At 55.3% G+C, this 23,619-nt stretch carries 25 protein-coding genes, 1 pseudogene and 1 riboswitch; of the genes and pseudogenes, 12 read left to right on the top strand and 14 right to left on the bottom strand.

Annotated features, from left to right (window positions below; genetic code table 11):
* The first annotated feature begins 3 nt into the window (after positions 1–3).
* A complete protein-coding gene (gene minE / locus ACQG0T_RS13165) occupies positions 4–270 on the top strand; it encodes a cell division topological specificity factor MinE (protein WP_003859937.1) in 267 nt (88 codons plus the stop codon).
* An 86-nt stretch (positions 271–356) separates the two neighbouring features.
* Here the strand turns inward: minE and rnd are convergent, their stop codons facing one another.
* The 5 genes from rnd to ACQG0T_RS13190 form a co-directional block, all read right to left on the bottom strand.
* Positions 357–1,472: a ribonuclease D gene (gene rnd, locus ACQG0T_RS13170; RefSeq protein WP_123249628.1), complete on the bottom strand. Its 1,116-nt coding sequence runs from the start codon at positions 1,470–1,472 to the stop codon at positions 357–359.
* A gap of 83 nt (positions 1,473–1,555) precedes the next feature.
* Complete coding sequence (gene fadD, locus ACQG0T_RS13175) at positions 1,556–3,241, bottom strand: long-chain-fatty-acid--CoA ligase FadD (RefSeq protein WP_252051803.1); 1,686 nt, start codon at positions 3,239–3,241, stop codon at positions 1,556–1,558.
* 203 nt (positions 3,242–3,444) lie between these two features.
* Positions 3,445–4,026 (bottom strand): Slp family lipoprotein, encoded by a 582-nt coding sequence (locus ACQG0T_RS13180; protein WP_023303883.1) that lies wholly within the window; start codon positions 4,024–4,026, stop codon positions 3,445–3,447.
* A gap of 37 nt (positions 4,027–4,063) precedes the next feature.
* The gene (gene tsaB, locus ACQG0T_RS13185; protein WP_252051805.1) at positions 4,064–4,759 is read right to left on the bottom strand and encodes a tRNA (adenosine(37)-N6)-threonylcarbamoyltransferase complex dimerization subunit type 1 TsaB; all 696 of its coding nucleotides are present in this window, start codon (positions 4,757–4,759) and stop codon (positions 4,064–4,066) included.
* A 66-nt stretch (positions 4,760–4,825) separates the two neighbouring features.
* Positions 4,826–6,736, bottom strand: coding sequence for an ATP-dependent DNA helicase (locus ACQG0T_RS13190; protein WP_023303884.1), 1,911 nt, complete (start codon positions 6,734–6,736; stop codon positions 4,826–4,828).
* Between the two features lie 133 nt (positions 6,737–6,869).
* On the opposite strand from ACQG0T_RS13190, the gene ACQG0T_RS13195 reads away from it, so the two are divergent.
* Positions 6,870–7,214, top strand: coding sequence for a RidA family protein (locus ACQG0T_RS13195; RefSeq protein WP_003859927.1), 345 nt, complete (start codon positions 6,870–6,872; stop codon positions 7,212–7,214).
* 5 nt (positions 7,215–7,219) lie between these two features.
* Here ACQG0T_RS13195 and ACQG0T_RS13200 read toward each other — a convergent pair whose 3' ends face one another.
* Entirely contained in the window at positions 7,220–7,402 is a 183-nt protein-coding gene (locus ACQG0T_RS13200; RefSeq protein WP_003859925.1) for a YoaH family protein, read from the bottom strand.
* A 61-nt stretch (positions 7,403–7,463) separates the two neighbouring features.
* Here ACQG0T_RS13200 and pabB point away from each other — a divergent pair, with 61 nt between their 5' ends.
* The 4 genes from pabB (at position 7,464) to ACQG0T_RS13220 (ending at position 12,650) form a co-directional block, all read left to right on the top strand.
* The gene (gene pabB, locus ACQG0T_RS13205; protein ID WP_150391294.1) at positions 7,464–8,798 is read left to right on the top strand and encodes an aminodeoxychorismate synthase component 1; all 1,335 of its coding nucleotides are present in this window, start codon (positions 7,464–7,466) and stop codon (positions 8,796–8,798) included.
* Positions 8,795–9,373: a CoA pyrophosphatase gene (locus ACQG0T_RS13210; protein ID WP_111962110.1), complete on the top strand. Its 579-nt coding sequence runs from the start codon at positions 8,795–8,797 to the stop codon at positions 9,371–9,373. The genes pabB and ACQG0T_RS13210 overlap by 4 nt, the downstream gene beginning before the upstream one ends.
* A gap of 184 nt (positions 9,374–9,557) precedes the next feature.
* Positions 9,558–10,922 carry an L-serine ammonia-lyase gene (gene sdaA, locus ACQG0T_RS13215; protein ID WP_196348130.1) on the top strand — a complete coding sequence of 455 codons (1,365 nt, stop codon included), beginning with the start codon at positions 9,558–9,560 and terminating at the stop codon, positions 10,920–10,922.
* A gap of 129 nt (positions 10,923–11,051) precedes the next feature.
* Positions 11,052–12,650, top strand: coding sequence for an EAL domain-containing protein (locus ACQG0T_RS13220; protein WP_023296795.1), 1,599 nt, complete (start codon positions 11,052–11,054; stop codon positions 12,648–12,650).
* 6 nt (positions 12,651–12,656) lie between these two features.
* On the opposite strand, the gene yoaE is transcribed toward ACQG0T_RS13220, so the two are convergent.
* Positions 12,657–14,216 (bottom strand): CNNM family cation transport protein YoaE, encoded by a 1,560-nt coding sequence (yoaE, locus tag ACQG0T_RS13225; protein ID WP_006810992.1) that lies wholly within the window; start codon positions 14,214–14,216, stop codon positions 12,657–12,659.
* Positions 14,204–14,413 carry a protein YoaL gene (locus ACQG0T_RS13230; protein ID WP_077579975.1) on the bottom strand — a complete coding sequence of 70 codons (210 nt, stop codon included), beginning with the start codon at positions 14,411–14,413 and terminating at the stop codon, positions 14,204–14,206. Before ACQG0T_RS13230 ends, yoaE begins: the two co-directional genes overlap by 13 nt.
* A 265-nt stretch (positions 14,414–14,678) precedes the next feature.
* On the opposite strand from ACQG0T_RS13230, the gene manX reads away from it, so the two are divergent.
* The 5 genes from manX (at position 14,679) to mntP (ending at position 18,833) form a co-directional block, all read left to right on the top strand.
* Complete coding sequence (gene manX / locus ACQG0T_RS13235; protein ID WP_017384327.1) at positions 14,679–15,641, top strand: PTS mannose transporter subunit IIAB; 963 nt, start codon at positions 14,679–14,681, stop codon at positions 15,639–15,641.
* A 47-nt stretch (positions 15,642–15,688) separates the two neighbouring features.
* Positions 15,689–16,489 carry a PTS mannose transporter subunit IIC gene (gene manY / locus ACQG0T_RS13240; protein WP_003859914.1) on the top strand — a complete coding sequence of 267 codons (801 nt, stop codon included), beginning with the start codon at positions 15,689–15,691 and terminating at the stop codon, positions 16,487–16,489.
* A gap of 12 nt (positions 16,490–16,501) precedes the next feature.
* A complete protein-coding gene (locus tag ACQG0T_RS13245) occupies positions 16,502–17,353 on the top strand; it encodes a PTS mannose transporter subunit IID (RefSeq protein WP_006810994.1) in 852 nt (283 codons plus the stop codon).
* A 54-nt stretch (positions 17,354–17,407) separates the two neighbouring features.
* A complete protein-coding gene (locus ACQG0T_RS13250; protein WP_013096131.1) occupies positions 17,408–17,866 on the top strand; it encodes a DUF986 family protein in 459 nt (152 codons plus the stop codon).
* 198 nt (positions 17,867–18,064) lie between these two features.
* Positions 18,065–18,265, top strand: a riboswitch (yybP-ykoY riboswitch).
* Between the two features lies 1 nt (position 18,266).
* A complete protein-coding gene (gene mntP, locus ACQG0T_RS13255) occupies positions 18,267–18,833 on the top strand; it encodes a manganese efflux pump MntP (RefSeq protein WP_271040309.1) in 567 nt (188 codons plus the stop codon).
* Here the strand turns inward: mntP and rlmA are convergent.
* The 6 genes and pseudogenes from rlmA to mgrB all read right to left on the bottom strand — a co-directional run bounded on the left by rlmA (position 18,830) and on the right by mgrB (position 23,188).
* Positions 18,830–19,645 (bottom strand): 23S rRNA (guanine(745)-N(1))-methyltransferase, encoded by an 816-nt coding sequence (gene rlmA / locus ACQG0T_RS13260; protein WP_017384329.1) that lies wholly within the window; start codon positions 19,643–19,645, stop codon positions 18,830–18,832. The genes mntP and rlmA overlap by 4 nt on opposite strands.
* 39 nt (positions 19,646–19,684) lie before the next feature.
* Positions 19,685–21,430: a peptidoglycan glycosyltransferase FtsI gene (gene ftsI, locus ACQG0T_RS13265; protein WP_426723796.1), complete on the bottom strand. Its 1,746-nt coding sequence runs from the start codon at positions 21,428–21,430 to the stop codon at positions 19,685–19,687.
* Positions 21,431–21,646: 216 nt separating this feature from the next.
* Positions 21,647–21,856, bottom strand: coding sequence for a transcription antiterminator/RNA stability regulator CspE (gene cspE / locus ACQG0T_RS13270; RefSeq protein WP_001062678.1), 210 nt, complete (start codon positions 21,854–21,856; stop codon positions 21,647–21,649).
* Positions 21,857–21,868: 12 nt separating this feature from the next.
* Positions 21,869–22,013 (bottom strand): annotated as a pseudogene (locus ACQG0T_RS13275) (DUF2627 domain-containing protein).
* A 669-nt stretch (positions 22,014–22,682) separates the two neighbouring features.
* Positions 22,683–22,970 (bottom strand): YebO family protein, encoded by a 288-nt coding sequence (locus ACQG0T_RS13280; RefSeq protein WP_017693259.1) that lies wholly within the window; start codon positions 22,968–22,970, stop codon positions 22,683–22,685.
* Between the two features lie 74 nt (positions 22,971–23,044).
* Entirely contained in the window at positions 23,045–23,188 is a 144-nt protein-coding gene (mgrB, locus tag ACQG0T_RS13285) for a PhoP/PhoQ regulator MgrB (RefSeq protein ID WP_003859906.1), read from the bottom strand.
* A 160-nt stretch (positions 23,189–23,348) separates the two neighbouring features.
* On the opposite strand from mgrB, the gene ACQG0T_RS13290 reads away from it, so the two are divergent.
* On the top strand, positions 23,349–23,588 hold the full coding sequence (locus tag ACQG0T_RS13290; RefSeq protein ID WP_017384332.1) for a YobH family protein: 240 nt from the start codon (positions 23,349–23,351) through the stop codon (positions 23,586–23,588).
* Positions 23,589–23,619: the final 31 nt, after the last annotated feature.

A 23,619-nucleotide genomic window follows, 5' to 3' on the forward strand; every position in this document is an offset into this window, starting at 1 on the left:
GTTATGGCATTACTGGACTTTTTTCTCTCGCGGAAAAAAAGCACCGCCAACATCGCAAAAGAACGTCTGCAAATCATTGTGGCGGAACGTCGTCGTAGCGACGCCGAACCGCACTACCTGCCGCAGTTGCGCAAAGACATTCTGGAAGTGATCTGCAAATACGTGCAGATTGACCCGGAAATGGTCACCGTTCAGCTGGAGCAAAAAGACGGGGATATTTCGATTCTGGAGCTGAACGTGACGCTTCCGGAAGCGGAAGAGTCGCGTTAATCCGTTTGTGGTTTTGTAGGCCGGGTAAGCATCGCGCCGCCCGGCAATTTCCCCGGTGGCGCTGCGCTTACCGGGGCTACAATTCTTTAGCGCGGATACCCTTCCAGCAGGATATTCAGGCGTTCGGCCATCAGTTCCCCCCGCCATCCGGCGACCAGTTCCGGTAAACCATTTTGCGGTTTCAACTTCCAGTGCCAGTTCAGCAGCTGGTTAATCTGACGACGTGAAGCCAGCAGTTCGGCACTCAGTTTGCTTTCCCCCGCCACCGTCTGCACCAGCGCTTTGATATCTTTGAACGCCTTGCGGTAGCCCGGCATATCCATCAGGTTAAGCAGCGGTTCTGGCAGTGCGTCCTCTGGCAGCTGCTGAGCTTTCTCTACCAGCGCGAGCAGCGTTTTACCGTGGAAACGGATCTCACTTCCGGAAAGGCCAATGCTGTCCAGTTCACCAAGGCTACCCGGCATATAGCGCGCCACCGCCCACAGGTGTTCTTCACGCACCACGAAGTTAACCGCCAGATCGCGCTCACGCGCTTTACGCAGACGCCAGTCAGCCAGCAATTGCAGACAGGCCAGTTGACGGGTGCGCAGCTGCCAGGCGTTGGTGATGTCACGCCAGGCTTCTTTCGGATCAACCACTTCCTGGCGACGCTGCTGCGTCATGCGGCACTCGTCCAGTGCGGCAGACAGCCAACCGGACGCCTCAGCCTCTTTCATGAGCTGGCCGGCAATTGGAAGAAGATAAAAGACGTCTGCCGCGGCGTATTCAAGCTGACGCGCCGTCAGCGGACGCGCGAGCCAGTCGGTACGCGATTCGCTCTTATCCAGCGTCAGACCGGTGTACTCTTCCACCATCGCCGCAAAACCCCAGGAGAGCGGACGACCGCTGAACGCCGCGAGGATCTGGGTATCAATCAGCGGCTGCGGCATGATGCCAAAGGTGTTGAGAAAGACTTCCAGATCTTCACTGCCCGCGTGCAGATATTTGGTCACGGCGGTATCCAGCAACAGCTCGCGCATTGGCGCCCAGTCGGTAATGCCGAGGGGGTCAATCAACGACACGTGTTTGCCGTCATACATCTGAATCAGACCCAGCTGCGGATAGTACGTTCGGGTGCGGACAAATTCCGTATCCAGGGCGATAGCGGGAAATTCACGCGTCACCTCGCACAGCGAAGCCAGCTCGTCGTTGGTAGTGATCATCTGGTAATTCAAATCGGACTCTCTTTTGTTTGCGCCCATAAAAAACGCCGGATTAACCGGCGTCTGGGCGATTAACGTGAAGCTCAGGCCTTATTGTCCACTTTGGCACGGGCTTCGTCACGTAATTCTCGTCGTAATATCTTCCCGACGTTGGATTTCGGCAGCTCATCCCGGAATTCCACCAGCTTCGGCACTTTATAGCCGGTCAGCTGACGGCGACAAAATGTTATCAGCGCATCCTCGGTCAGAGAAGGATCTTTCTTGACCACAAATATCTTCACCGCTTCACCGCTGCTGCCGGAAGGAACGCCCACCGCCGCCACTTCCAGCACGCCGCTGTGCTGCATCACCACGTCTTCGATTTCGTTCGGATAGACGTTGAACCCTGACACCAGGATCATATCTTTCTTGCGATCGACGATGCGCAGGAAGCCTTCGTCATCCATCACCGCGATGTCGCCCGTGTGCAGCCAGCCGTCTTTGATGATCTCATCCGTGGCATCCGGACGTTGCCAGTAGCCCAGCATCACCTGCGGCCCTCTGACGCACAGCTCCCCTGGCTCACCGTGAGGCACTTCGTTATCCTCATCATCCACCAGTTTTGCTTCCGTCGACGGGACCGGCAGACCGATACTGCCGCTGTGATAGTCGATATCATGCGGGTTAACGCTGACCAGCGGGGCGCACTCCGTCAGGCCATAGCCTTCCAGCAGATATTGCCCGGTGAGTTTCACCCAGCGCTCGGCAACCGCCTGCTGAACCGGCATCCCGCCACCCGCAGAGAGGTGCAGCGTGGAGAAATCGAGCTGCTGGAACTCTTTATTGTTAAGCAGCGCGTTAAACAGGGTGTTCACGCCGGTCATGGCGGTGAACGGGTATTTCGCCAGCTCTTTGACCAGCCCCGGAATGTCGCGCGGGTTGGTGATCAATACGTTTTGACCGCCAAGCTCAATAAACAGCAGGCAGTTCATGGTCAGCGCAAAAATGTGATACAGCGGAAGCGCGGTGATCACCAGCTCCTTGCCCGGGTGCAGCAGCGGCCCGTAGGTGGCATTAACCTGCTCAAGGTTCGCCAGCATATTTCGGTGGGTCAGCATCGCCCCTTTCGCCACGCCGGTGGTACCGCCCGTGTATTGCAGAAATGCCAGATCCTCAGACACGATCTCCGGCTTCACGTACTGCATCCGGTAGCCCGCATGCAGGGCGCGGCGGAAAGAGATGGCATCCGGCAGGTGGTATTTCGGCACCAGCCGCTTAACGTATTTAACGACAAAGTTGACCAGCGTACCTTTCGCGGTAGAGAGCTGGTCGCCCATGCGCGTCAGGATGACGTGTTTAACCTGGGTTCTTTCAACGACTTTTTCCAGCGTGTGGGCAAAGTTGGAGACAATCACAATCGCCGCCGCGCCGCTGTCATTCAACTGATGTTCCAGCTCGCGCGGGGTATAGAGCGGGTTAACGTTAACCACGATCATCCCTGCCCTGAGGATCCCGAACAGCGCCACCGGGTATTGCAGCAGGTTTGGCATCATCAGCGCGACGCGATCCCCTTTCTGCAAGCCCAACCCTTCCTGTAAATAGGCTGCAAACGCCCGGCTGCGCTCTTCCAGCTTACGGAAGGTCATCACTTCGCCCATATTCACAAATGCAGGCTGGTCAGCGTAACGCTGTATCGAGTGTTCAAATAATTCAATCAGGGATTGATAACGGTCAGGATTGATCTCCGCAGGGACATCCGCGGGATAACGGTTAAGCCAAACCTTTTTCAATGCATCACCTCTGAAATGAGTGTTCGTCGTCATCACAGCCCCGATAATAAACAGTTTGTTAACATTATATTAACTCAGCGTACCAGTTTATTAATTGTTCAGATTGCAGGTTGCGAAGCGCGTCACTCTTTTTTTTCGTTTTATCCGTAAAAAAACAGAGACAGCGGCTGAGCCGCTGTCTCTTTCCTAACAATAACAGTAAGTTACTCAGTTACGATTGTTTGAACCTGTGCAGGGCCTGGATTGTACCAACCCCAGCCACCGTAGCCGTAACGATACGGATGCGGTCCCCACATCCACGGATCGATTGGCTGTGGCGGCATCACCACCTGCTGGGCGATACGCCAGCGTTTGTAGCCGTTCACCTGCATGGTCATAAATTTGTATGGCGTATTGCCGATTTTCCCCGCCACCGAACCGGTAATCGGCCCGACGACGGTTACCAGCTGCCCGCGGAAATCTACCGGATCGAGGAAGCCGCTGACGTCAGCGTAAATCCGCCCGCGCGAGGCTTCACCCAGAACAGGCCGCGCGCCGTCGTCCAGCGGGACAGTGGCAATCTCCAGTCGGGTTTTACCCTGCTGGTTTATCACTTCAACCACCTTGCCGCCAAACCGCGCTTCCTGCCCGACATACAGCTCCGGGGCATTCATCACGCGTACCAGATCCTGCTGTGGCGTCGGGCTGGTGCCCTTGATCGCATCAGGAACGGTGACGCACCCGCTCAGTGCTATGGCAACCGCGCCTGCCATAAGAAAGCGTACAACTTTAGTCTGAACCGCCATGATGCGACTCCTTTTTCTCAGTTCCTGTTACTGAGATTCACTCGCGGCCAGGAAGTTTCTTCCACGCGACGGTGTTTCGTAAATAAACCGGTTCAGCATGTTCAACCGCCACGGTTTTTCCTGCGGCAAGCAGCTGACAGGCAATCGGCAGCATATCTTCTGCGGCGGGCAGGAGCATGTTACCGTCCACCAGCGTAAGGCCGGTGTCCTTCGCCATCTCAGGCCATGCCGGCCAGCCGGTTCCGACCGTCGCCCACTCACCGGAGAGCTGCTTCAGGCGCCCGGTGACGGCTTCAGGTTTAAGCACCGCTTCCGTCTCTTCGCCGTGCCAGACGCCGTTTTCGTCACGGGTGTACTCCGCCCAGTAGACTTCCCCCATGCGGGCATCAATCGCAGCCAGCACGCGGGTGGCCCCGGTCATGCGCCAGGCGCCCTGAGCCATGGTCGCAAGCGTTGAGACGCCGATCATCGGCAGGTCAGCGCCCAGCGCCAGCCCCTGCGCAATGCCAATCCCGATACGTACGCCCGTAAAGCTGCCCGGACCACGGCCGTAGGCCAGCGCGTCGAGGTCAGTCAGGGCGGTGTTGCCCTCGGTTAAAATGGTTTTTACCAGGGGCAGAATACGTTGGGTGTGTTCCCGTGGGCACTCTTCGAAATGAGCAAAAGTCGTACCGTTGTTCCACAGGGCAACGGAACAGGCCTCTGTCGCGGTATCAATAGCCAGAATTCGCATCAGTCGTCGCGCTCTCGCAATGGTCAGTCACAAAATGGCGCGCATCTTAACACACTCCGGGAAGAATTACTCCGCCGTCGGGTTCGCCAGGAAGCGGACCGCGCGTTTAATATCCCGCGTGCGCGGCGCGGGCGGCAGGCTGGCGAGGAAGGTGGCGCCGTAGGGACGCATCACCAGGCGGTTGTCGCAGATCACCAGCACCCCGCGGTCGGTGACGTCGCGGATCAGTCGCCCTACCCCCTGTTTAAGCGTGATGACCGCGTCCGGCAGCTGGACGTCGTCGAACGGATCGCCCCCGCGCAGACGGCAATCCTCCATGCGCGCTTTCAGGAGCGGATCGTCCGGCGATGTGAACGGCAGCTTATCGATAATCACCAGCGAGAGCGTATCGCCGCGCACGTCCACCCCTTCCCAGAAGCTGCTGGTCGCCACCAGCAGGGCATTACCGGCGCTGACAAACTGCTGGAGCAGCTGGCCTTTGCTGGTTTCCCCCTGCAACAGCACCGGTAGCGTCATGGTGGCGCGGAACTGCTCGGCCAGATCGCGCATCATGGCGTGTGAGGTGCAGAGCATAAAGCAGCGCCCGTTGTTGGCCTCAATCATCGGCTTCAGCATGGCCGCCAGATGGCGCGCCGCGCCCGGCTGGTTAGGCAGCGGCAGATTGCGCGGCACGCACAGCAGCGCCTGTTTCTCATAGTCGAACGGGCTCGGCAGAAGCAGGGATTCCGCCTGCTCAATGCCGAGGCGCTCGGTAAAGTGGTGCAGATCGTCATTGACCGACAGCGTGGCCGAGGTAAAGACCCAGGTGCCGGGCTTTTGCGCCATCACCTCTTTGAATTTATCAGCAACGGTCAGCGGCGTGAGCGCCAGGGTGAAGTGGCGCGAGGTACATTCGTACCAGTAGCTATAGCCCGGCTGGTTGATCTCTTTCAGCCGCTTCAGCCGCCCACGGTAGAGCGTGGCGCGCTCGAAAGCGGCGTCCAGCAGCGCTGAACGTCCGAGGGACAGCTTCGCCACGTCGTAACAGAGTTCAAGGGCATCATCGAGCAGCAGCAGCGCGCGCTGGATATTTTTGTCTGCGAGCAGTTCGCGCAGGTTGCCGCGATAGCCCGGCTCGCCAAGCTGTAAGCGGAAATCCTGTGCGCATTGCGCCAGGCGGTCCGCGCACTTCTGCAACTGCTGGGTATCTTTGAGTTCGGTGCGATAGGCAATGGTAATATCTTTCGCCAGATCCTGAAGCTGACGGCTGGAGAGCGACTGACCAAAATACTGGCTGGCGATGTCCGGTAGCTGATGGGCTTCATCGAAGATCATCACCTCCGCCTCCGGGATCAGCTCGCCGAAACCACTGTCTTTGACCACCATATCCGCAAGAAACAGGTGATGGTTCACCACCACCACGTCGGCGTCCATCGCGGTTTTACGCGCTTTCACCACAAAACAGTCCTTATACAGCGGGCAGTCGCTGCCGAGGCAGTTGTCATTGGTGCTGGTCACCAGCGGCCAGGCCGGGGAGTCTTCCGGCACGCTCGCGCAGGTGCTGATGTCCCCCTCCTCCGTCTGGTTGGCCCAGGCGCGCAGGACGATCACATCGCTCAGGGTTTGTACCGGCAGGTCGCCGCCCGCCAGCGCCTGCTGTTCAAGACGCTCCAGACACAGGTAGTTAGAACGCCCTTTCAGCAAGGCCAGACGCCCTTTGTATTTCAGCGCTTTCGCCACCGTGGGTAAATCGCGGCTGTAGAGCTGATCCTGGAGCGCTTTTGATCCCGTAGAGATGATCACCTTTTTTTTCGCCCGCAGCGCAGGAGCGAGGTAAGCATACGTTTTCCCCGTACCGGTGCCGGCCTCCACGACCAGCGGCTGCGCCTTGTCGATGGCGTGCGCGACGGCATGCGCCATCTGACGTTGGGGTTCGCGCGGTTTAAAGCCGGGAATAGCCTGTGCTAACTGACCTTCTGGGGAAAAATCGTCTGCCACGGTGTTCTCTCACTGTATTTTTGCACAGGGATTATGTCAGCCCCTTCTCTCCGGTGCCACCCCAAATAGTGACGACGGCGGAACATTATGGCAGTCTTGCCGCCTGACGACGAAAGATAACGAGGATACGTTTATGACAATTACGCGCATTGATGCCGAAGCCCGCTGGTCTGACGTGGTGATCCACAACCAGACGCTGTACTACACCGGCGTCCCTGCCAATCTGGACGCTGACGCCTTCGAGCAGACCGCCAACACCCTGGCGCAGATCGACGCCGTACTGGAAAAACAGGGCAGCGATAAATCCCGCATTCTGGATGCGACGATTTTTCTGGCGAATAAAGACGATTTCGCGGCGATGAATAAAGCCTGGGATGCGTGGGTGGTGGCGGGTCACGCGCCTGTACGCTGCACCGTACAGGCCACGCTGATGAAACCGGAATATAAGGTTGAGATCAAGATTATCGCGGCAGTGTAAGCCGGTTATTCTTCATCTTCATCCTCAAAGCGCGCCACGATCCGCTCGCCGGTATGGGTGGCGCGAAGTTCTTCCGCGACCTGGGAAATTGCCTGTCCGCTGCTCATCCCCTGGGACATCAGCTCCTGAATACGTTCAACGGCTTTCTGCTGTTGGTCATGGCTGAGAGAAGGTAAACCTGCAAACATCGTTAACTCCTGCTAAATTATTCGCGCTAATTATTTCACGCTGCCCGGTAGTATGCCATACATGAACATGCGCTTCCCCACTGTTATGACCTTGCCCTGGCGTGCAGACGCCGCCGAGTTCTGGTTTGCCCGTCTGAGCCACCTTCCTTTTGCCATGCTGCTGCACTCAGGGCATGCGGATCACCCCTACAGCCGCTTTGATATTCTGGTGGCCGACCCGGTTAAAACGCTGACGACCGATGCGCTGTCGCCAACGGACGATCCGCTGATGCGGCTTCAGAACGAGATCCATGCTCTGGGCTTATCTGCCACACCGGATCCGGATCTGCCTTTCCAGGGGGGCGCGCTGGGCCTGTTTGGTTACGATCTGGGTCGCCGTTTCGAAAAGCTGCCCGAGCATGCGCAGGCGGATATTTCCCTGCCGGATATGGCGGTGGGGCTCTATGACTGGGCGCTGATCGTAGATCACCGTAAGCAGACGGTTTCTCTGCTAAGCCACCGGGACGTGCAGGCGCGTCTGGCCTGGCTTGAGGCGCAACGGCCCGCCGCCCCGGAACGCTTTATGCTAACCTCCGGCTGGCGCTCGAACATGAGCGCGGAGGAATACGCGGAAAAATTCTCCCGCGTGCAGGCGTATCTTCACAGCGGCGACTGTTATCAGGTCAACCTCGCCCAGCGTTTCCAGGCGGCATACGAGGGAGACGAATGGCAGGCGTTTACCCGCCTCAATGCCAGCAATAAGGCCCCGTTCAGCGCATTTTTACGCCTTGAACACGGCGCCATCCTCAGCCTTTCGCCTGAGCGTTTTATTCACCTGGCTGACGGTATGATTCAGACCCGCCCGATAAAGGGCACCCTGCCGCGCCTTGCGGATGCCGACGCCGACCGTCAGCAGGCGGAGACGCTGGCGGCCTCGCCGAAAGATCGCGCTGAAAACCTGATGATTGTCGATCTGATGCGCAATGATATTGGCCGCGTCGCCGAGCCGGGCAGCGTGCGCGTGCCGGAGCTGTTCGTCGTGGAGCCATTTCCGGCGGTGCATCATCTGGTCAGCACCATCACCGCACGTCTGCCGGCCTCGCGAACCGCCTGCGATCTGCTCCGCGCCGCGTTTCCGGGCGGCTCCATTACCGGCGCGCCGAAGGTCCGGGCGATGGAGATCATCGACGAACTGGAACCGCATCGCCGCAACGCCTGGTGCGGCAGCATCGGCTATGTGAGTCTGTGCGGCACCATGGATACCAGCATCACTATTCGCACCCTGACGGCCTGCGAGGGTAACCTGTACTGTTCCGCAGGCGGTGGCATTGTGGCCGACAGCCAGGCGGAAGCGGAATATCAGGAAACCTTTGATAAAGTGAATCGTATCCTGAAACAACTGGAGAACTCACGGTGAGGAAAGACAACCTGACGCTGGATGATTTTCTGTCGCGCTTTCAGCTTCTGCGGCCCCAGGTTAACCGCGCCACGCTGAATCAACGTCAGGCGGCGGTGCTGATCCCGGTCGTGCGTCGTGAGCAGCCGGGTCTGTTGCTTACCCAGCGCTCACCGCATATGCGAAAACACGCCGGTCAGGTTGCGTTCCCGGGCGGCGCGGTGGACAGCACCGATGCATCCCTGATTGCCGCCGCACTGCGCGAAGCGCATGAGGAAGTGGCGATCCCCCCGGAGGCGGTCGAGGTGATCGGCGTGCTGCCGCCAGTGGATAGCGTAACCGGTTTTCAGGTCACGCCGGTCGTTGGCATTATTCCGCCCGATCTTCAATATCACGCCAGCGTCGATGAAGTTTCAGCGGTATTCGAAATGCCGCTGGAAGAGGCCCTTCGTCTGGGTCGCTATCACCCGCTGGATATTCACCGCCGCGGACACGATCATCGGGTCTGGCTGTCGTGGTATCAGCATTATTTTGTCTGGGGCATGACGGCAGGCATCATTCGTGAGCTGGCCCTGCAAATCGGCCTGAAGCCTTGACTATACTTTACATTCCACCCTTTTCTGGCAGGTTTGCGATCGGCGTCGCGCTATTAGCAAAACCATCGTTAACCATTAGTTTAATTCATGTGAATAGTTAAGCCGAGGTTGGTGTTCCCTCTTACACTATGCGCAGTTATAACATCGTTACTGGAACCCCAGTAACCCTGTCAGGAGTGTGAAAGTGATTAGTATATTCGACATGTTCAAAGTGGGGATTGGTCCATCTTCTTCCCACACTGTAGGGCCGATGAAGGCCGGTAAACAGTTCGTCGATGATCTGGTCGAAAAAGGATTACTGGAAAGCGTTACCCGTATCGCCGTAGACGTTTACGGTTCACTGTCATTAACGGGTAAAGGCCACCACACCGATATCGCCATTATTATGGGTCTGGCGGGCAATATGCCGGACACAGTTGATATTGATGCCATTCCGGCATTTATCCGCGACGTGGAAACGCGCGGTCGTTTGCTGCTGGCTAACGGCCAGCAGGAAGTGGACTTCCCGCAGGATGACGGGATGCGTTTCCGTAGCGACAACCTGCCGCTGCATGAAAACGGCATGACCATCCACGCCTGGAGTGGCGAAAAAGAGATCTACAGCAAAACTTACTACTCCATCGGCGGCGGCTTTATCGTTGACGAAGAACACTTTGGTAAAGAGAGCGCGGGCGACGTCAATGTGCCCTATCCGTTTAAATCGGCCACCGAGATGCTGGGCTACTGCAAAGAGACCGGTCTGTCCCTGTCAGGCATGGTGATGCAGAACGAACTGGCGCTGCACAGCAAGAAAGAGATCGAAGACTATTTTGCTAACGTGTGGCAAACCATGCGCGCCTGTATTGACCGCGGGATGAACACCGAGGGTGTTCTGCCTGGGCCACTGCGCGTACCGCGTCGTGCCTCTGCTCTGCGCCGCATGCTGGTCACTACCGACAAGTTCTCCAATGACCCAATGAACGTGGTCGACTGGGTGAACATGTTTGCCCTCGCGGTTAACGAAGAGAACGCAGCGGGTGGTCGCGTCGTGACGGCGCCAACCAACGGCGCGTGCGGTATCGTTCCGGCGGTGCTGGCCTATTACGATCACTTTATTGAGCCCGTGACGCCGGACATCTATATCCGCTATTTCCTCGCGGCAGGTGCTATCGGCGCGCTGTACAAAATGAATGCGTCCATCTCTGGTGCCGAAGTAGGCTGTCAGGGTGAAGTGGGCGTGGCCTGCTCTATGGCAGCAGCGGGTCTGGCGGAACTGCTGGGCGCCAGCCCTGAGCAGGTGTGCGTGGCGGCGGAAATCGGTATGGAGCACAACCTCGGTCTGACCTGTGACCCGGTTGCCGGCCAGGTGCAGGTGCCGTGCATTGAGCGTAACGCCATCGCCTCCGTCAAAGCGATCAACGCCTCACGTATGGCGATGCGCCGTACCAGCGAGCCACGCGTGTCGCTGGATAAGGTTATTGAAACTATGTACGAAACCGGCAAGGACATGAACGCGAAGTACCGTGAGACCTCGCGCGGCGGTCTGGCCATTAAGGTGCAGTGCGACTAAGCCTTCCTTTCGCCCATCTGCAACGGATGGGCGAATTTTCCCCTCTCGTCTCGTCGCTTCACGTATTCCCCACTACACTGTCACTGTTGCGTCTGGCTTTTCCGGCCGGTGCTTAACAGGCGACCGTTCATGCAAACTGCACAAACGATCATTAAAGACTATCGCCGAAAACGCGTTATCGTCTGTGTCACGGTTGCGCTCGTTACGCTCGTCCTGACGCTGGGTATTCGCTTTATTTCACAGCGCAACATAAATCAGGATCGGATCCACGACTTTACCCACCACACCGTGCGTGCGCTTGATAAGGTGCTTCTTTCGTTAGAGGCCCAGCGGGAAACGCTACTTTCACTGGTTGGCATACCCTGTTCCGAAGCAAATCTGATCCTGCGAAAACAGGCGGCGCTCCTCCAGACCGTACGCTCCATCGCCCTCATTCAAGACGGAATACTGTATTGCTCAAGCGTCTTTGGCAGCCGTAATGTGCCCGTCAGTGAGTTTGTGCCGGAGCTGCCGGTCAGTGAATCCAGGCTGTTGCTGCTGACCGATCGGTGGCTGGTAAAAGGCAGCCCGGTACTGATTCAGTGGTCTCCCCTCGCGAGCGACGGCAACGACGGGGTGATGGAGGTGGTGAATATCGATCTCATCACTAAAATGATTCTTGAGCCGCAGCGGCCGCAGATCACCGACGTTGTCCTGAGAGTAGGAGATAACTTCCTCCGCGACGGGCAACAGGTGACGACTACGCCGACCTTCGATGAAAACGCCTCCCTGCTGGAACAATCGTCACAGCATTACCCTTTCAGCGTCACGGTGAGCGGCCCCGGGCCTGGCGAAATGGCGTTAAAAAATCTGCCCACCCAGCTGCCGCTGGCGTTAATGCTCAGCTTACTGATGGGCTATATCGCCTGGCTCGCCACCGCGCGGCGCATCAGTTTCACCTGGGAAATCAATATGGGAATTGCGGCCAGGGAGTTTGAGCTCTTCTGCCAGCCGCTGGTGAATGCCCGCACCCGGGAATGCGTCGGCGTCGAGATCCTCCTGCGCTGGAACAACCCGCGTCAGGGATGGATTTCGCCCGATGTCTTTATCCCTCTGGCCGAAGAACATAACCTGATTGTTCCGCTTACCCGCTACGTCATCAGCGAAACGGTGCGGCAGATAGGCTATTTCCCGGCCTCGCGCGATTTCCATATCGGCATTAACGTGGCCGCCAGCCATTTTCGCCGCGCTGCGCTGATCCAGGATCTCAACCGCATCTGGTTTAACGCCAGCCCTGTTCAACAGTTGATCGTGGAGTTAACCGAACGCGATGCGTTGCTGGATGTGGATTACCGCATCGTGCGGGAGCTGCACCGCAAAGGGGTGAAACTTGCGATTGATGATTTTGGGACCGGCAACAGCTCACTTTCATGGCTAGAAAAACTGCATCCGGATGTGTTGAAAATTGATAAATCCTTCACCACCGCGATCGGCACCGACGCCGTTAACTCAACGGTAACGGATATTATTATTGCGCTGGGTCAGCGGCTGAATATTGAACTGGTTGCGGAAGGGGTGGAAACCGAGGAGCAGTCACGCTACCTGCGCCGTCACAGCGTACATATTTTGCAGGGGTACTTGTATGCGCGGCCAATGCCGCTGCGCGAGTTTCCGAAATGGCTGGCGGAAAGTCACTCTCCGCCAGCCCGCCACAACGGACACATCGTGCCCTTACTGCCGTTACGCTAGATAGCGTTACTCTTCTTCGTCGTGTGCAGAGTGCTCTTTAACAATACGCACCATATCAACGCGATAGTCGTTGGCTTCGACGATGGTAATTTGCAGCGGCGGCAGCTCCAGCACATCACCGATACGCGGGATCTGCCCGTTAACGGCAATCACCAGCCCCGCGACGGTGGCAATGTCTTCATCATCATTGACCACGTTTTCGACGCCCAGCGTGTGCGAGAGCGCGTGCAGGTCGGTGGTGCCTTTCACCAGCCAGCCGTCACCGTCGGCAACGATTTCCGGGGTTTCATCCGCATCAGGGAATTCACCGGCAATGGCTTCCAGCACGTCCAGCGGCGTCACCAGGCCCTGTACCACACCAAATTCATTGGTGACGATAACAAAGCTCCCGCGGGCACGACGCAATACGCCCAGCAGGTTGATCGGATCCAGCGTTTCAGGCACCACGATAGCGGGCGACGCGGCCGCTACGGCCTCGACGTTAACGCCCTCTTCCAGCGCCACCAGCATCTCTTTCGCGCGTACCACACCGATAATCTCATCCAGCTCACCCCGGCAGACCGGGAACAGGCTGTGTGGCGAGGAGAGCAGCTGCTGACGAATTTCGTCGACGCTCAGGTTGGCGTCCACCCAGCTGATCTCACCGCGCGGCGTCATAATGCCGCGCAGGGAGCGGGAAGCCAGCGAAAGCACGCCGTTGATCATGTAGCGTTCTTCTTCCACAAACGCGCCTTCAGGCACCGGAACCGGGTTACGGTTCTCGTTATCAGCCTGCACGTTGACCTGACGACGTCCGCCCATCAGTCGCAGAATCGCATCTGCGGTACGGGCTCGCAGCGGCTGATTCGACTGCTGCTTAATAAAGTTACGGCGCGCAATCTGGTTAAACAGCTCGATCAGAATCGAGAAGCCAATCGCGGCGTACAGGTAGCCTTTCGGAATATGGAAGCCAAACCCTTCTGCCACCAGGCTCAGACCAATCATCAGCAGGAAGCTCAGACACAGCACAACGACCGTCGGATGCTGGTTGACGAAACGCGTCAGCGGTTTTGACGCCAGCAGCATTACCGCCATCGCAATCACCACCGCCGCCATCATCACCGGCAGATGGTTCACCATGCCGACCGCCGTAATCACCGCATCCAGTGAGAAGACCGCATCAAGCACCACAATCTGGAGAACAACCACCCAGAAGCTGGCGTAACCCTTACCGTGACCATCATCGTGCTGCCGGTTCTCCAGCCGTTCATGCAGCTCTGTTGTGGCTTTGAACAGCAGGAACAGTCCCCCCACCAGCATGATTAAATCGCGGCCGGAGAAGGTGAAATCCATGACGGTGAACAGCGGCTTCGTCAGGGTAACCATCCACGAGATCACAGACAGCAAGCCCAGACGCATGATCAGCGCCAGCGAGAGGCCGATCAGACGGGCTTTATCACGCTGTTTCGGCGGCAGCTTATCCGCGAGGATGGCGATAAACACCAGGTTATCAATACCGAGAACGATCTCCAGCACGACCAGCGTAAGCAAGCCTACCCAGATTGACGGGTCCATTAAGAATTCCATGACACGCTCCTGCTAAAGGAATGACAAAACGGTGCCCCGCTAATTTCGGGCATTTCAAAGGGAATGAGAGTCGATGCGTGGCGAAGATCGCCGATGAATAAGGCGCGGAATGGCCTGGAAGATGACTGACGTCGGTGACGGTCCATATAGTGGGCTGTAGCCCTATACTCCTGAATAATTAAACGGACGCTAAACATATCAGAGACAATTGGTTTTTAGCAAAGATTTACGTTCCTTTGCAAACTTCTGTAACACACGCGGATTAACTTAAAGAAAAATCTGTAAGGCGTAGCTAAATTACGGATCTTCATCACATAAATTATTTTTTCACTATCTAAAATAATTCGCGGAAGTCTTAGTTTTTTGAACTCTAACCCTTATCTGAATCGATTCGGTTCGCCAATACGATTCTCAGTACGCCTGCCTGGCAGACGTATACATGATAATAAAAGGAGGTAGCAAGTGACCATTGCTATTGTCATAGGCACACATGGTTGGGCTGCGGAGCAGTTACTCAAAACGGCAGAAATGCTGTTGGGCGAGCAGGAAAACGTCGGCTGGATCGATTTCGTTCCCGGTGAAAATGCCGAGACGCTGATTGAAAAATACACTGCTCAGCTTGAGAAGCTGGATACCAGCAAAGGCGTGCTGTTTCTCGTGGATACATGGGGCGGCAGCCCGTTCAACGCTGCCAGCCGCATTGTCGTCGATAAAGAGCATTATGAAGTCGTCGCCGGGGTGAATATCCCGATGTTGGTGGAAACCTTCATGGCGCGTGACGACAACCCAGGTTTTGATGAACTGGTGGCACTGGCGGTGGAAACCGGTCGCGAAGGCGTGAAGGCGCTGAAAGCGCAGCCGGTTGAAAAACCGGCCCCTGCCCCTGCTGCACCAAGGGCGGCAGCACCGGCGAAGCCAATGGGTCCGAACGATTACATGGTTATCGGCCTTGCGCGTATTGATGACCGTCTGATCCACGGCCAGGTGGCAACACGCTGGACCAAAGAGACCAACGTACAACGCATCATCGTGGTCAGTGACGAAGTGGCCGCCGACACTGTCCGTAAAACCCTTCTTACCCAGGTTGCACCGCCGGGCGTCACCGCGCACGTCGTGGATGTCGCCAAAATGATCCGCGTTTACAACAACCCGAAATATGCGGGTGAGCGCGTGATGCTTCTCTTCACCAACCCGACAGACGTCGAACGCATTGTTGAAGGCGGCGTGAAAATCACCTCCGTTAACATTGGCGGTATGGCATTCCGTCAGGGCAAAACGCAGGTCAACAACGCGATTTCAGTGGATGCGAAAGATATCGAGGCCTTCAACAAACTGAATGCACGCGGTATCGAACTGGAAGCCCGTAAGGTTTCCACGGACCAGAAACTGAAAATGATGGATTTGATCGGCAAAGTGGGGAAATAAGCCCGGGCCGGTTTTTCATATAGAGCTTATGTAATAGGAGAAGTGCAATGGAGATTACTACTCTTCAGATTGTGCTGGTGTTCATCGTCGCATGTATTGCGGGTATGGAGTCCGTACTTGATGAATTTCAGTTCCACCGCCCTCTGGTGGCCTGTACGTTGATTGGCGCCGTTCTCGGTGACATGAAAACCGGTATCATCATCGGTGGTACCCTGGAAATGATCGCCCTCGGCTGGATGAACATCGGTGCGGCAGTTGCGCCAGATGCCGCGCTGGCGTCCATTATTTCAACCGTTCTGGTTATCGCTGGTCATCAGAGTATTGGTGCCGGTATCGCGCTGGCCATCCCGCTGGCCGCAGCGGGTCAGGTGCTGACCATTATCGTCCGTACTATTACCGTTGCCTTCCAGCATGCGGCGGATAAGGCGGCCGAAAACGGCAACCTCACCGCGCTCTCCTGGATCCACGTTTCTTCCCTGTTCCTGCAAGCGATGCGTATCGCAATCCCTGCGGTTATCGTGGCGATTTCTGTCGGTACCAGCGAAGTTCAGGGCATGCTGAATGCGATCCCTGAAGTGGTTACCAGCGGTCTGAATATCGCCGGGGGTATGATCGTGGTGGTCGGTTATGCGATGGTCATCAACATGATGCGCGCGGGCTACCTGATGCCATTCTTCTACCTCGGCTTCGTTACCGCTGCGTTCACCAACTTCAACCTGGTTGCGCTGGGTGTGATTGGTGCGGTGATGGCGATTCTTTATATCCAGCTCAGCCCGAAATACAACCGTGTCGCGGGTGCCCCTGCGCAGGCTGCTGGTAACAACGATCTCGATAACGAACTGGACTAACAGGTGAGCGAAATGGTTGATATGACAAAAACTACCACTGAGAAAAAACTCACTCCGGGTGATATTCGTGGCGTGTTCATCCGTTCTAACCTGTTTCAGGGTTCATGGAACTTCGAACGTATGCAGGCGCTCGGCTTCTGCTTCTCCATGGTGCCGGCCATCAAACGCCTGTATCCGGAAAACAACGAAGCACGCCGTCAGGCAATTAAGCGTCACCTGGAATTCTTCAACACCCATCCTTATGTTGCGGCGCCTGTTCTGGGCGTGACGCTGGCAATGGAAGAGCAGCGTGCGAACGGGGCTGAAATCGACGATGGTGCCATCAACGGTATCAAAGTTGGTCTGATGGGGCCGCTGGCAGGCGTGGGCGACCCGATCTTCTGGGGTACCGTGCGTCCGGTCTTTGCGGCGCTGGGCGCCGGGATCGCCATGAGCGGCAGCTTGCTCGGTCCTCTGCTGTTCTTCATCCTGTTCAACGCGGTGCGTCTGCTGACCCGTTACTACGGCGTGGCGTACGGTTATCGTAAAGGGGTGGATATCGTTAAGGATATGGGCGGCGGCTTCCTGCAAAAACTGACTGAGGGGGCGTCAATCCTCGGCCTGTTTGTAATGGGGGCGCTGGTTAACAAGTGGACGCACGTGAACATCCCGCTGGTGGTATCGACGATCACTGGTCAGGATGGTCAGACGCGCGTTACCACCGTGCAGACGATTCTGGACCAGCTGATGCCGGGCCTGGTACCGCTGCTGCTAACCTTCGCCTGTATGTGGCTGCTGCGTAAGAAAGTGAACCCGCTGTGGATCATCGTTGGCTTCTTCGTCATCGGTATCGCGGGCTACGCCGTCGGCCTGCTGGGTCTGTAATAAAATGCGTTACCGACCGGGGGCTTGCCCCCGGTCTTTTTATCTGGAGGATGAATGACTGTCACGGACACCGTACTGGTTTTATTTATTGTTGCCCTTCTGGCTTACGCGATCTATGACGAGTTCATTATGCCTCGCCGCCACGGCGAGACGCTGCTGACCCTTCCCCTATTACGCCGTGGGCGCATTGATGCGTTTATCTTCGCCGGTCTGGTAGTCATCCTGATTTACAATAATGTGACCAGCCACGGCGCAATATTAACCACATGGTTATTATGTGCGCTGGCATTAATGGCGATTTACCTGTTCTGGATCCGCTCGCCAAAACTCATTTTTAAAAAACACGGATTCTTCTTCGCTAATGTCTGGATAGAATATAACCGTATTAAAGAGATGAATTTATCCGAAGACGGGGTTCTGGTGATGCAATTAGAACAACGCCGCCTGCTCATCCGGGTCAAAAATATTGATGACCTGGAAAAGATCTACAAATTACTCATTAAAACTCAATGAGTTAATATTATAGCATCGGCTATATATTGCATTATTCTTAAACCAGCAATATAGCCGGTGCTATATCTCCTCTGTTAATTGCCTTATATTTGTTAACGATATTTTCACGCATAAATCTAAATGAAAATCGTTATCAATATAGTGGCTATATAAAGCCATCTTCGTTGTTGTTTTATATTCTCAAAATATGTTAAGGTTGCGCCCGTCGTTGGGGAGTAGCCGATTTCCTGCCTGCGGGAAATGTACGTGTCAACATACTCGTTGAAAAACGTGGCGCGTACGGATCGTTTTCAGCACACTGACTGTGCCAAAAGCGATCAGGCGAGACCATAGATACATCAACTGCTGTTTACTGGGGGCAGTGATGTGTCATATGGATATCCCCGGTCTGGACGCTCTTATGAATATCTCCGCTACGATCCTTCTGGCTTTTGGCATGTCCATGGACGCATTTGCCGCCTCTATTGGTAAAGGTGCCACCCTCCATAAACCTAAATTTTCCGACGCCCTGCGTACCGGTCTCATCTTTGGTGCTATCGAAACGCTGACGCCGCTTATCGGCTGGGGTCTGGGGATGCTCGCCAGCCAGTTCGTGCTGGAGTGGAATCACTGGATTGCTTTCGTGCTGCTGGTGTTCCTCGGCGGACGCATGGTGATTGAAGGCTTTCGTGGTAACGGCGATGAAGATGATGCGCCGCTGCAACGCCACGGCTTCTGGCTTCTGGTGACAACCGCCATCGCAACCAGCCTGGATGCAATGGCCGTGGGTGTCGGTCTGGCGTTTTTGCAGGTCAATATTATCGCCACCGCGCTGGCGATTGGCTGCGCCACGCTGATCATGTCAACGCTGGGGATGATGGTGGGTCGGTTCATTGGCCCGCTGTTAGGCAAACGAGCCGAAATTCTGGGCGGTATCGCGTTGATCGGGATTGGTGCCCAAATCCTTTGGGCACACTTCGCGGGTTAACCTTCGCGCTGCCAGCAATGGATGCTGAAATCCGTCTGGCAGCGAAATTCTGTCTGCGCTGCCAGCGTTTCCCACACCTCTGGTTTTGCCCGCCATGCAAACGGCGTCATTTGCAGTAACGCCACGGCTTCACTTCCCTGCAACGTCATTTCATACGCTACCGACTGCGCCTGCTTTAACGCAAAGCCCGCCAGCTGTTCAGAGTGCGGCGCATGCAGGTGAACTTCATCATAGATCAGCCCTTTTAACTCCAGCAGATGACGCGGCCCTGGCGTGACGGTGATAACCCAGCCGCCAGGCTTAACGACGCGCGCCAGCTCCTCTGCCTTGCACGGCGCATAGATACGCACCACGGCGTCCATACTCGCTTCCTCAAACGGCAGGCGGTGGCTGGAGGCCACGCAGAACGTTACCGCTGAGTAGCGTTTTGCTGCCGCACGGATAGCCACTTTCGACACGTCCAGCCCGTAAGTTTCGGCACCCTTCTCAGCCGCCACGTCAGCAAACGTGGCGGTGTAGTAACCTTCGCCGCAGCCGATATCCAGCATGGCGGATGCGCCTTCTGTCAGATATTGACGGAGTAAGGCGACAACGGCATCCCTGAGCGGTTGATAGTGCCCGGCATCGAGAAACGCCCGGCGCGCCTGCATCATCTCCGCGCTGTCACCCGGGTCCCGGGAGCGCTTGTGTTGTACCGGCAGAAGATTTACATAGCCCTCTTTCGCCCGGTCAAACTGATGTCCCTGTGGACAGATAAACGTTTTCTCCGCGCGCGTCAGCGGCGCGTGGCAAAGGGGACAACTGAAAGACATGACAGCTCCAGGGCGTAAACCAAAAGGCGAAGTGTACCGCTATTCGCCAGGGTTATAAACGGCTGGGTGACGCATCACGATCAGATGGTCAGAATCTGCCGGCAGCCCGTCTGGCTTCACATTTTCCAGGCGCAGGACGTTACCCATAATTTCGCTGAACACGGGCGCAGAAACGGCCCCGCCATAGTAGGCACCGTTTTGCGGATCGTTGATCACCACCACCAGCGCGAAACGGGGATCGCTGGCAGGCGCAACGCCTGCGGTATAGGCGACGTATTTATCCACATACTTACCATGTTCATCGATTTTTTTGGCCGTCCCGGTTTTTATCGCCACGCGATAGTTACGCACCGCCGCTTTGACCCCGCCACCGCCGGGTAACGCAACGCTCTCCATCATGTGCTCCACCTCGTGAACAATTTCCTTGGGCATCACCCGCTTGCCAATCACCGGCGGGTCGATTCGGGTGATGGACAGAGGCCGTTCAATGCCATAGCTGCCGATGGTGGCATACACATGCGCCAGCTGGAGGGGGGTAACCATCAGGCCATACCCAAAGGCAAAGGTCGCCCGGTCTAACTGGCTCCAGAATTTTCGCTGCGGCAGTAAACCTGCGCTTTCTCCCGTTAAGCCAAGCCCGGTACTCTCGCCAAAACCAAAGTGTTTATAGGTATCCAGTAACCGTTGCACGGGCATCGCCAGCGAAAGACGGGACACGCCCGTATCACTGGATTTTTGCAGGATCCCGGTCATCGTCAGCTCGGGGTAGTAGCCCACATCGCGGATACGATGGCCATCAATAGTGTAGGGATGCGTGTCTATGACGCTGTCAGGCTGTACCAGCCCCTGCTGTAGCGCCGTCATCAGCACCAGAGGCTTAACGGTCGAGCCAGGTTCAAAGGTGTCGCTGATCGCGCGATTGCGAAAATCATCCAGCGTTGCCCCTTCCCGGTTATTGGGGTTGAAGTCGGGGAAGCTCGCCATTGCCAGAATTTCGCCCGTCTGGATATTAATCAGCACCGACGCGCCTGATTCGGCTTTGTTCCACGCTACGGCATTATCCAGCGCGTCTTCGGTGATAGTTTGCAGGCGTTCATCGATACTAAGCTGGATATTATGTGCAGGTACGGGAGCCACCTCAGTAAGGTTCTCCACCACATGTCCGTAGCGATCTTTCCTGACCAGCCGCACACCTGCCTTCCCGGTAAGCTGCGTGTTAAAGCTTTTCTCGACGCCCTCAATGCCCTGACCATCAATATTGGTGAAGCCAATCAGGTTCGCCGCCACGTGCCCGGCAGGATAAAAGCGGCGGGACTCATCGCGAAGGTTGATACCGGGGAGACGTAGCTTATCGATCCACTTTGCCTGGGCGGGATCAACCTGACGGGCCAGGTAAATAAATCGCCCGTGCGGGTTACTGTTAATTCGCGATGCGAGCGTGCTCAGAGAAAGGTGTAAGGCATTTGCCAGGGCCTGCCAGCGCGAGTCAAAACCGATCCCCCCTTTTTCCAGCACTGTTTTGGGATCGGCCCAGACGGCCTGGACGGGTACGCTCACCGCAAGGGGTCGCCCTTCACGGTCAACAATCATCCCACGCGGGGCGTCTATCGCCACTTCGCGCAGGGAGCGCATATCCTCCTGCTTCACCAGATTATCCGGTTTGATAATTTGTAGCCACGCTACGCGGCCCAGCAGAAACGCAAGGCTACAAAAGATGGCGAGACACAGAAGTGCAAAACGTGCCGGAGTAAAATTTCCGGTGGTGGTTATTGTCTTTTTTTTCACCTTAACCCCAGGGCTGTTAATCAACGCCCTGATTTAACGGGAAAAGCGGATAATAAGGCGGGAAAACAATGCTAATAATCTCGCGGGTTTGCAACAAGATAATAACAGAGGAGGATTACGTAATATTTTGAAAAATAAGCGAATAAAAAAGCCCCGCATCGGCGAGGCTTATGTCTGAGATCGAAGCGCTGAGCGCTTCAGTCAGCAGTGATTCGATCAGATAGCAGTTACGTTAACCGCAGCTGGGCCTTTCTGGCCATCCTGAATTTCGAACTCAACGTTCTGGCCTTCAGCCAGAGTTTTGAAGCCGTTACCCTGGATTGCAGAGAAGTGTACGAACACGTCTTTGCTGCCGTCAGCAGGAGTAATGAAACCAAAACCTTTAGACTCGTTGAACCACTTAACTTGACCTTTAATCTTTGCCATTTGCAAAATTCCTTAGAGTGTTTTCTTAGCCCGCGGGCTTTGACATAGATAAAACTGAGACATTACTGCTTGAGGCACTAATATAAGGTTCGGCAGAGAAGCGGTATTCAACGACAACGTGTTTACTCAGGACTTCTTTACTGAAAATGCCACACATAAACAGAACTGTACCTCGTTTGACCCAAAACGTGTTATCACACACAACGTTTAATATGGCAAGCCATTTTTAAACGTGTCTCGATCCGCCGCACAAATTCAGACGTTACTCCATAACAATCTGCACAGTTATGCGAATTGTCAAATGAAGCGCCACCTGACCTCACTGCCCGCAGGGTGCGTTGACGCGCCCTGTAATCAAAGACTTTTTAAACATAGCTCAATCATTTCAAAGCGTCCATCCCAATCCCAGAATTTCTTTAAAGGAATGACTGAGTTAGAACATTTTGTGAAAAGTTATGCTGAAAACATTGCAACGCACCAACATGTGTCAGGGAATATACGATGTTAATTACATTTTGCTAACTGTATTAAAAACCACCATTTAATAAGTGTTATTCTGCACCAAAATAATGAAATTTTTATGACTCTGCCTCAAAACAAGGCAAGCAAAACGTTTCGATAAAAATAAAACACTTCAGTAAAGATAAAGCACACTATTTATTCAACGAAACTGAATTTGTTAAATAAGGATAAATATTCGCCAGTTTTCAGTGTGCTAAAACATGAGTTAACTGCTGCTTAATTAAATGCCGGGATGTTGTGGGATGCATTTGATAAGGGAGGGGATTTACGCCGTACGTCAGGCCACCTCCCCGCTCCGGGCAGACTATCGTTCAGCTACCAGGCGAATGAAGTCTTCCTCGTCTTGTTGTTGAGCAACAGCGTCCTTCGGTACCGCTTTCTCCTCCGGCTCGTTGGCTTCGCACAAACGACGCAGCAGCGCAGTCTGCCGTTTCTGCTGATCGAGCAATGCTTCCAGCAGCTCAATCTGCTCGTTTGTGCGGGAGCTGGCGCGGTTAACGAAAAACCACAGCACCAGCCCAACGACCAGCACCACCAAAGACATTACCAGGGATGCAATGCTCAGCAGCCCCGAATTCAGTAACTCACCCATTTCACCACCTCAGTAAAAACCGCCATTTTACCACTGCCGCCGCGTAAGGACATCACTCAGCGTAAAAATGGTCTCTACCAGGGGATAAACTTATTGATTGAACAAATGCCGCTAAAGAACTGTACATCCTGATCGCACATCACATTGATAGTCTGCGTCCACAGCACCACGCATGCTATCAACACTATAATCAGAATTACCCAGCGTATTTTTTTCACTCCACACTCCGTCTTATGACCTGATACAGCCAGGTTATCACGGTTATCTTAAACAGGGGCTAACTGTACCTTCAACAGACGCTTTTCGGAATCGTGCACTTGTTTCACTGCGTAAAGCCGTTACGCTTACTCTATGACAACAAAGAAAAAAGAGGCAACGATGCGTTTACTTATTCGTACAGTAATTGTACTGGCCATTGTCTGGATCGGCCTGTTATTAAGTGGGTACGGCGTATTAATGGGGAGCAAAGAAAATGCCGCGGGTCTGGGTATCCAGTGTAAATATCTTACCGCCCAGGGGATAAGCACGGCTCAGTACATCCATTCCGACAGCGGGATCATCGGGTTAACCAACTGTCCTGTGCTGCGTAAATCATCTGTTGTGGTTGATAACGGTTAATCCGCGTTGAATTTCGCTTACAGAAACGCCG

This window comes from Enterobacter cloacae complex sp. 302F9, assembly GCF_050030335.1.
Lineage (GTDB): Bacteria > Pseudomonadota > Gammaproteobacteria > Enterobacterales > Enterobacteriaceae > Enterobacter > Enterobacter hormaechei_C.

Excerpts from the sequence above, each read along its gene's own strand:
- ACQG0T_RS13200 (WP_003859925.1), bottom strand. The coding sequence starts at position 7,402 with ATGTTTGCAGGTTTACCTTCTCTCAGCCATGACCAACAGCAGAAAGCC.
- rlmA (WP_017384329.1), bottom strand. The coding sequence starts at position 19,645 with ATGTCTTTCAGTTGTCCCCTTTGCCACGCGCCGCTGACGCGCGCGGAG.
- ACQG0T_RS13245 (WP_006810994.1), top strand. The coding sequence starts at position 16,502 with ATGGTTGATATGACAAAAACTACCACTGAGAAAAAACTCACTCCGGGT.
- ACQG0T_RS13220 (WP_023296795.1), top strand. The coding sequence starts at position 11,052 with ATGCAAACTGCACAAACGATCATTAAAGACTATCGCCGAAAACGCGTT.
- mntP (WP_271040309.1), top strand. The coding sequence starts at position 18,267 with ATGAATATCTCCGCTACGATCCTTCTGGCTTTTGGCATGTCCATGGAC.
- ACQG0T_RS13280 (WP_017693259.1), bottom strand. The coding sequence starts at position 22,970 with ATGGGTGAGTTACTGAATTCGGGGCTGCTGAGCATTGCATCCCTGGTA.
- minE (WP_003859937.1), top strand. The coding sequence starts at position 4 with ATGGCATTACTGGACTTTTTTCTCTCGCGGAAAAAAAGCACCGCCAAC.
- ACQG0T_RS13250 (WP_013096131.1), top strand. The coding sequence starts at position 17,408 with ATGACTGTCACGGACACCGTACTGGTTTTATTTATTGTTGCCCTTCTG.
- ACQG0T_RS13195 (WP_003859927.1), top strand. The coding sequence starts at position 6,870 with ATGACAATTACGCGCATTGATGCCGAAGCCCGCTGGTCTGACGTGGTG.
- yoaE (WP_006810992.1), bottom strand. The coding sequence starts at position 14,216 with ATGGAATTCTTAATGGACCCGTCAATCTGGGTAGGCTTGCTTACGCTG.
- ACQG0T_RS13180 (WP_023303883.1), bottom strand. The coding sequence starts at position 4,026 with ATGGCGGTTCAGACTAAAGTTGTACGCTTTCTTATGGCAGGCGCGGTT.
- ACQG0T_RS13230 (WP_077579975.1), bottom strand. The coding sequence starts at position 14,413 with ATGTTTAGCGTCCGTTTAATTATTCAGGAGTATAGGGCTACAGCCCAC.
- pabB (WP_150391294.1), top strand. The coding sequence starts at position 7,464 with ATGAACATGCGCTTCCCCACTGTTATGACCTTGCCCTGGCGTGCAGAC.
- manY (WP_003859914.1), top strand. The coding sequence starts at position 15,689 with ATGGAGATTACTACTCTTCAGATTGTGCTGGTGTTCATCGTCGCATGT.
- rnd (WP_123249628.1), bottom strand. The coding sequence starts at position 1,472 with ATGATCACTACCAACGACGAGCTGGCTTCGCTGTGCGAGGTGACGCGT.
- cspE (WP_001062678.1), bottom strand. The coding sequence starts at position 21,856 with ATGGCAAAGATTAAAGGTCAAGTTAAGTGGTTCAACGAGTCTAAAGGT.
- ACQG0T_RS13290 (WP_017384332.1), top strand. The coding sequence starts at position 23,349 with ATGCGTTTACTTATTCGTACAGTAATTGTACTGGCCATTGTCTGGATC.
- tsaB (WP_252051805.1), bottom strand. The coding sequence starts at position 4,759 with ATGCGAATTCTGGCTATTGATACCGCGACAGAGGCCTGTTCCGTTGCC.